The sequence below is a fragment of the Sphingomonas sp. BE138 genome (assembly GCF_031456125.1).
Lineage (GTDB): Bacteria > Pseudomonadota > Alphaproteobacteria > Sphingomonadales > Sphingomonadaceae > Sphingomonas.
Genome location: NZ_JAVDUC010000006.1, coordinates 198,925 through 205,299, shown reverse-complemented (window position 1 = coordinate 205,299; position 6,375 = coordinate 198,925). Strand labels below are relative to the sequence as shown.

The window sequence follows — 6,375 nt, the reverse complement described above, 5'->3', positions numbered from 1 at the left end:
CCAAATGGAGCAGCTTACCACTGGCAGGATTTCTCTCCGCCGCACCGGCACCTATGCCGGCGCTCCCGTGGCCGGGTTTGTCACCGCCCTACACACTCGACCAAGCGCTCCGACAACTAGGGTCAGTAACACTTGATGTGAATGCATCGACCTAGCTCAGCCGCAGAGAGAAAACGTGGATGAGCAGCCTGCTTGCGGTAGCGCTGAGAGCGAGGATGCTTCCTTTCATTGACGAGGCGGCGGGATGCGGGAGTCTCGGTCCTGCGACTGGTCATACGAGCGATTGTATGCCGCCGGCGCCCGCCGTCGCAGCTTCGCGGTGGCCACACGGCTCGGAAGCAGCGATCGCCCTACGTGCTGGTGGCAGCCGGCAGCGCGAAACACGGCGCTCCTGTTCCTGCGGGCATAATCCTAACGAGATGCTGAAAGGGTTACCTACCCTTAGCCAGCCCTTAACTTGCCGGCGCTACCTTCTCCCTCACCTAAGTAGAGGGAATGTCATGAGTTTCGCCAATCTCGCCATCCCCCGCAAGCTCGCGTTCGCGTTCGGCTCCCTGGTCGCGACCTTTACGATCGTTAGCGCGGTCGTGTTCGTGAACGTGATGCGCCTCCACGAAGTCGCCGCGCAGCGGGATCAGGCGAAGCAGGCATCTGATCATGCCGACGATATGCTCACCGGAGTCGTCGAGGGTCAAAGCGCGGTGCGCGGGTATGTGCTGCTCGGTAAGAAGGCGTTCCTTGAAACGCACGAGGAAAACCGACAGGCGATCGCTACCGCCGCTGCAAAGCTCAAGCAGAGTGCACCGCGCGCGGACCAGAGCAAGCGGGTGGATGATTTTCTGGAGGCAGTAGCTGATTGGCAGGCGACGAAGGTCGCTCCGACGCTTGCCGCTTACGACGATCCCCAATCGCGTGAGCACGCCCGCGAATTGGCCGGCGCCAAGCAACTCGGTTCGATGCGGAAAATCCACAAGGAGATACAGACGGCGCAGGAAGCGTGGGTAGCGCACCAGAATGCCGAGCAGGAGCATGCCGAGTGGATGGTCAAGCTGGCGCTTGGCGCCGGGGGATTGTTCGCGATCGCGCTTGCAGGCGGTCTTGGCTGGCTTCTGTCGCGATCCATGGCGCAGCCGGTCGTGAAGATGGCTCAGGTCATGGCCGACATGGCTGCGGGCTCTATCGACGTCGAGGTGCCGAGTACCGACCGCCGTGACGAGATCGGCAACATCGCAAAGGCGGTGCTCGTTTTTCGCGACGCCGCCGTGGAAAAGCAGCGCGATGACCAGGAGCGTCAAGCCGTCATGGAGGAGCTCGGCATCGGCTTCAGCGTCTTGCGAACGCCGACCTGAGCACGCGCTTCTCGGGCTTCCCGGCCGCCTTCTCGCAACTCGAAGCAAACTTCAATCGCGCGATCGAGTCCGTGGCTCAGGTCATGTCCGCAGTGATGCGCGCGTCCAAAGACATAAACAGCGGTGCTTCCGACATCCGATCGGCGTCCGACGACCTGTCGCAGCGTACCGAGCAGCAGGCCGCGAGCCTCGAGGAAACTGCCGCGGCGATGGAGGAGATCACCAGCACGGTGCGTCGAACGGCAACCGATGCTGCCGAGGCAGACAAGATTGTGTCTACCGCCCGTCGCGAGGCCGCAGCGTCCGGCGAGGTGGTTCGCCGCGCGGTCGAGGCGATGAGCGGCATCGAACGCTCGTCTAGCGAGATCAGCGAGATCATCAGCGTCATCGACGCGATCGCGTTCCAAACCAACCTTCTGGCGCTCAACGCCGGCGTCGAGGCAGCCCGAGCCGGGGACGCGGGTAAGGGCTTCGCCGTTGTCGCCTCCGAGGTGCGCGCGTTGGCGCAGCGCTCGGCGGATGCGGCAAAGGACGTGAAGGTCAAGATCAACGCGTCGACCGAGCAGGTGGATCTCGGAGTGGGATTGGTCGACGAAGCCGGCAAAGCCTTGCAGACGATCAACTTGCGCATCGGCGAGATCAGCTCGCTCATGGCTGGCATCAGCGCCGCCGCCGAGCAGCAAGCGATCGGACTTCAGCAGGTCAACACGGCCGTTGGTGAAATGGATAACGTGACCCAGCAAAACGCCGCGATGGTGGAAGAGGCGACGGCCGCCGCGCGCAGCCTGGCGAGCGAGGCCGATGCGCTCTCCCGTCAGGTGTCCCGTTTCACTGTCGATGCTGCGACCACGTCGCTTCGGGAGCCCGCCAGCCCTACGCGTCTGGCCGCGTGATGAGTCGCGCACCGCTCCTCTGCGCCAGGTAGGTTCCGCTCGAACTCGTCGCTTCGCCTGACCGAGACGCGAAAGGGGCCAGCCACGCGGCGCCCCTCTCGCCCGCACCGGGCTTGCGAGCAGCCCGATCCGCTCGCAGCGGCTTAAATGCCGTTTTTCAGGTTGGTGTCGGCGTCATGGGTGCGCATGTCGTCGGCCTTGTCTTCACCAAGCTCACGCACTGCGTCGGCCTTGTTCTCCAGCCGATCCTCGGCGGCTTCGTTGTCGACGTTGTCCGCCGCGTCTTCGAGGTTGTCCGCGACCGCGTCGGCGTTCGCCTCGATGTTGTCGGCCGCCTGCTCGCGCGGGCTCGAATTGCAAGCGCTGAGTGATGCTACGCCGGCCAGCAGCGCGATCGCGAGAACATTCTTCATGAAATCCCCTTCGTTGGAGGTGACACCTCAGGGCACTACAAGTGCGATCACCTGCGGATTGTTCCAATCGTGGCGGCCGTGCATCTCCGGGATCATCGCCGCATGTCAGGCGCCGATGCCTGCCCATTCCGGTACCGTGACGAGGCCGCGGCGGCATCGTCCACGCCTGTCGACCCTACCCCGACGATCCGGACGCTGACAGATACAGCATCAGCGCATGCAAAAGGCCGGGCGATCAATCCCGCCGCCTTCCTCGCCGCACTGGAGCTTGTCAGACGAGGCGCAAAGCCGCCCGGCGCCGCAGCGCGAACCCTACTTTGCCGGACCCCGAGATCATCATGGCGCCGGCGGCAGGCTCTGGCACGCTGCCGATCGGCGTGAGCGCGACCCGCGACCCCCTGCTCGGCATGCTGAACGGCGGCCAGGGACGGTTCGCGGCTCCGCGGGTCCCCCGGTTCGCCCCATCGCCCCGTCGCCCCAGCGCGAAGGAGTTGAGCACGCCGGCCCGATCCGCGCTCGACCAGATCGGGAAACCGCATCGACGGTCCGCTCGTTCGTGCGGCGCCAAGGAGAAGACCGATCGCCCACGCCAGCAACGTCGTCCACTGCGAAGGCCCGAACAGCCCTCATTCGTTCGACATCATCCCGCTCCAGCCGCGGAACGGCACCCTCGAGACCAAGTGCCCGATCTGCAAGGGCCACGGGCAGTGGAACACCGAGATCGATCTGGTGAGCTTCCGATGCAAGCGCACCACCTGCGACTATTGCCATGGGGTGGGCTGGATTGAGACTGGTGCGGATCCGGTGGGACATGCCGACACGTCATGTCGCCGAACGGCTATCCGCAATGGGTGGTCGCCTACGAACCGCGCCAGGATCCAGAGAATGCCGTCGCCGACCCGACCGCGCCGTTATCGCCGGAGCAGTTCGATCGGTAGGCAAGACCCCAGTCGCGCATCGGACCGTGGCAGCGCGCGTGACGGGATCGCAGCCTGGTGGCTATCGAATAGAATCGACCGGAGCGCTTGATCGCCCGCTCTTTGGGGAAGACTGCGGAAAGGAACGCACCGCATGTAAACCCGAGGTTTTCGCGGCCTTGTGGCGGAGCGGGAGGGATTCGAACCCTCGATACGCTTTTGACGTATACTCACTTTCCAGGCGAGCGCCTTCGACCACTCGGCCACCGCTCCGCATAGCTTGGAAGCGCTTGCCCTAGTGGGTGTGCTCGCGGGACGCAAGCGGGTCGATTGCGTCGGGCGCGGCGATCGGTCACGCTGCGCGGCATGACGCCGCTTGCCCCCTTGTTCCTGCTGCTGCAGGCCCCCGCTGCCCCAACCACCGCACCGCCTCCCGCGCACGAACCGGCATCGCAGGACTGGCGCGACATTCCCGCGAATGAGTTGCTGGTCATGCGGCTCGCGGGCGACCGCACCGTCGTCATCCGCCTCGCCGCTGCGCTCGCGCCCGCGCATGTCGCCAACATCCGCCGGCTCGCCGCCGCTGGCTGGTGGAATGGTGAGAGCGTGTACCGCGTGCAGGAGAATTGGGTCGCCCAATGGGGCGATGCGACCGAGAAGAAGCCGCTGCCCCGCGGCGTCGCCGCCAGCGTCACGCCCGAGTTCGAGATCGCCGCCTTCGCCCCGGCGCAGCGGATGACGCGCGCCGACACGCATTCCGCCACCGCCGGGATCACCGCCGACGGCTGGCCGGTGGCGAGCGACGGGCAGGGTCATGCGTGGCTGACGCATTGCTACAGCATGGTCGGGGTCGCCCGCGACGAAGCGCCGACCTCCGGCTCGGGCGCGGAGCTGTTCACGCCGATCGGGCAATCGGCGCGCCGGCTCGACCGCAATTATGCGGTGGTCGGGCGCGTCATCTCGGGCATGGAACATCTCTCGGCGCTACCGCGCGGGCCGGCGCCGATGGGTGTGCTTCCCGAGGCCGCGACACGGATGCGCATCGTCTCGGTGACGCTCGGCAGCGCAATGTCACCCGCCGAGCGCCCGCGCTTCCAGTACCGCGCCGCCGACAACCCGCGCTTCGCGGCGCTGATCCGTCGCCGCGAAAACCCGCCGGCACCGACGATCGGCTCGGGCGGCGCGGACGTCTGCGAAGTGCCGCTGGAGGTTCGCCGCGCGCCCTGAAGCCGGTCAGCGCTGCGCGCCGACCCAGTCCGAGACCTGTTGCGCGACCTGGTTGGCGGCCTGGCTCAACCCCGCTCCCGCCTGCGCGGCGTCGATCGCCGATACCGGCACGCGCGCCTCGAAGCGCTGCTTCTCGACGTTGGCGCGCCCGGCCGGCGTGAACGACGCGTCGTAGATCACCACCGCCTGCCGCTGCGTCGCATCGACACCGAACGCGCGCAGCTCGCCGCCCAGCATCGCGCTCGGCGCGTCGAACGACTGCGCGGGCGACAGCACCACCATCCGCGCGCGCGCGGTCAGCGTGTCGGACAGCAGCCGCGCGAACAGCCGCGCCGGCGCTTCGGCCCATTGCGCGTCCTTGACGTACGCGATCGAGGTGTCGGTCGCCTGCACCGGCACCCGCGTCCCCGCGATCGACTGCGGCACGGCGGACACCTCGACCACGATCGCGCGGCCGGTCGCCGAATTCTGCGCGGTTCCCACCGCCGGCTGCGACTGCGGCGCGATCGTCAGCAGCGATGGCGGCGGCGACGCACCGAAGCGGATGCACCCGGCCAGCGGCACCAACGCGGCGACGATCAGCAGCTTGTTCGCGAAAGCACGCACGATCATTTCCCCTTATAGTCCGGCAGCGCGGGCTGCCCCACCAGCGAGCTGGCGCCGCCCTGCTCCACCCGCTCCGAAATCGACTTCAGCGACGCGGCGGTCACGCGCAGGTCGCGCACCAGCTGGTTGACCTGCGGGATCGTCTGCTTGCTGAACGTGGTCAGCCCCGGGCGCGCGTCGCCGATCGCGGCGTTCAGCGTGTCCGCGCTCGCTTGCGCCGAGGTGATCGCCTTGTTCAGGTTCGCCATCGCCGGCTGGACGTCGTTGGCGAGCACGCCGTTGGTCGTCTGCGCCAGCGTGCCGATCTGCTCGGCGGCATTGCCCGCCTGCTGGATCGCGATCCGCGTCTGGGCCAGCGTCGCCGCGATCTCCGGTCCGCGATCGGCCAGCGCATCGGTCAGGCGGTTGGTGTTGTCCAGAATGCCCGCGATCGACGCCTGGTTGCGGTCGCTCAGCATCCCCGTCAGCCGCTCGGTCAGCGTCGACAGCCGCTCCAGCAGCTGCGGCGCGGAGTTCAGGATCGCGCCGATCCCGCCGGTCTTGGTCGGGATCACCGGCACCCCCAGCGGACAGACGCTCTTGCCGGCGTCGCCTTCGGGGCAGGTGATCGGCTGCGCACCCTTGATCGCGCCGTCCAGGCTGACGGTGCTCGTGCCGGTGAAGCTGCCCTGGATCGTGGCGGTGGTGCCGCGCAGGATCGGCGTCTCGTCGTTCACGCTGATCCGCACGCGCACATATTGCGGGTCGGGCTTCCACAGCGAGATGCTCTTCACCTGCCCGGACGGCACGCCCGAGAAGGTCACCGACGATCCCTTGGCCAGGCCGTCGACCGCCTGGCGGAAGAAGATGTCGTAGTCGCGCTCCTCCGCGCCGCCGATCCGGGCGATCCACACCGTGAAGATCGCGACCAGGGCGAGCAGGATCAGCACCACGGCGCCGACGAGGACATGGTTCGAACGCGTTTCCATCT

7 protein-coding genes and 1 tRNA gene are annotated in these 6,375 nt (G+C 67.1%); 3 read left to right on the top strand and 5 right to left on the bottom strand.

Features of this window, described 5'->3' with window-relative positions; genetic code table 11:
* Positions 1-500: 500 nt before the first annotated feature.
* Together J2Y58_RS10355 and J2Y58_RS10350 are read left to right on the top strand one after the other, a co-directional pair.
* Positions 501-1,349 (top strand): CHASE3 domain-containing protein, encoded by an 849-nt coding sequence (locus tag J2Y58_RS10355; RefSeq protein ID WP_310102489.1) that lies wholly within the window; start codon positions 501-503, stop codon positions 1,347-1,349.
* A gap of 83 nt (positions 1,350-1,432) precedes the next feature.
* A complete protein-coding gene (locus tag J2Y58_RS10350; RefSeq protein ID WP_310102486.1) occupies positions 1,433-2,242 on the top strand; it encodes a methyl-accepting chemotaxis protein in 810 nt (269 codons plus the stop codon).
* Between the two features lie 143 nt (positions 2,243-2,385).
* On the opposite strand, the gene J2Y58_RS10345 is transcribed toward J2Y58_RS10350, so the two are convergent.
* The 3 genes from J2Y58_RS10345 to J2Y58_RS10335 form a co-directional block, all read right to left on the bottom strand.
* Entirely contained in the window at positions 2,386-2,655 is a 270-nt protein-coding gene (locus J2Y58_RS10345; protein ID WP_310102483.1) for a hypothetical protein, read from the bottom strand.
* Between the two features lie 271 nt (positions 2,656-2,926).
* On the bottom strand, positions 2,927-3,064 hold the full coding sequence (locus J2Y58_RS10340; protein WP_310102524.1) for a PEPxxWA-CTERM sorting domain-containing protein: 138 nt from the start codon (positions 3,062-3,064) through the stop codon (positions 2,927-2,929).
* Between the two features lie 690 nt (positions 3,065-3,754).
* A tRNA-Ser gene (locus J2Y58_RS10335) sits at positions 3,755-3,845 on the bottom strand.
* A 93-nt stretch (positions 3,846-3,938) separates the two neighbouring features.
* Here J2Y58_RS10335 and J2Y58_RS10330 point away from each other — a divergent pair.
* A complete protein-coding gene (locus J2Y58_RS10330; protein ID WP_310102481.1) occupies positions 3,939-4,799 on the top strand; it encodes a peptidylprolyl isomerase in 861 nt (286 codons plus the stop codon).
* A gap of 6 nt (positions 4,800-4,805) precedes the next feature.
* Here J2Y58_RS10330 and J2Y58_RS10325 read toward each other — a convergent pair whose 3' ends face one another.
* Positions 4,806-5,411: an ABC-type transport auxiliary lipoprotein family protein gene (locus tag J2Y58_RS10325; RefSeq protein WP_310102479.1), complete on the bottom strand. Its 606-nt coding sequence runs from the start codon at positions 5,409-5,411 to the stop codon at positions 4,806-4,808.
* The gene (locus J2Y58_RS10320; RefSeq protein WP_310102477.1) at positions 5,408-6,373 is read right to left on the bottom strand and encodes an MlaD family protein; all 966 of its coding nucleotides are present in this window, start codon (positions 6,371-6,373) and stop codon (positions 5,408-5,410) included. Before J2Y58_RS10320 ends, J2Y58_RS10325 begins: the two co-directional genes overlap by 4 nt.
* Positions 6,374-6,375 lie beyond the last annotated feature (2 nt).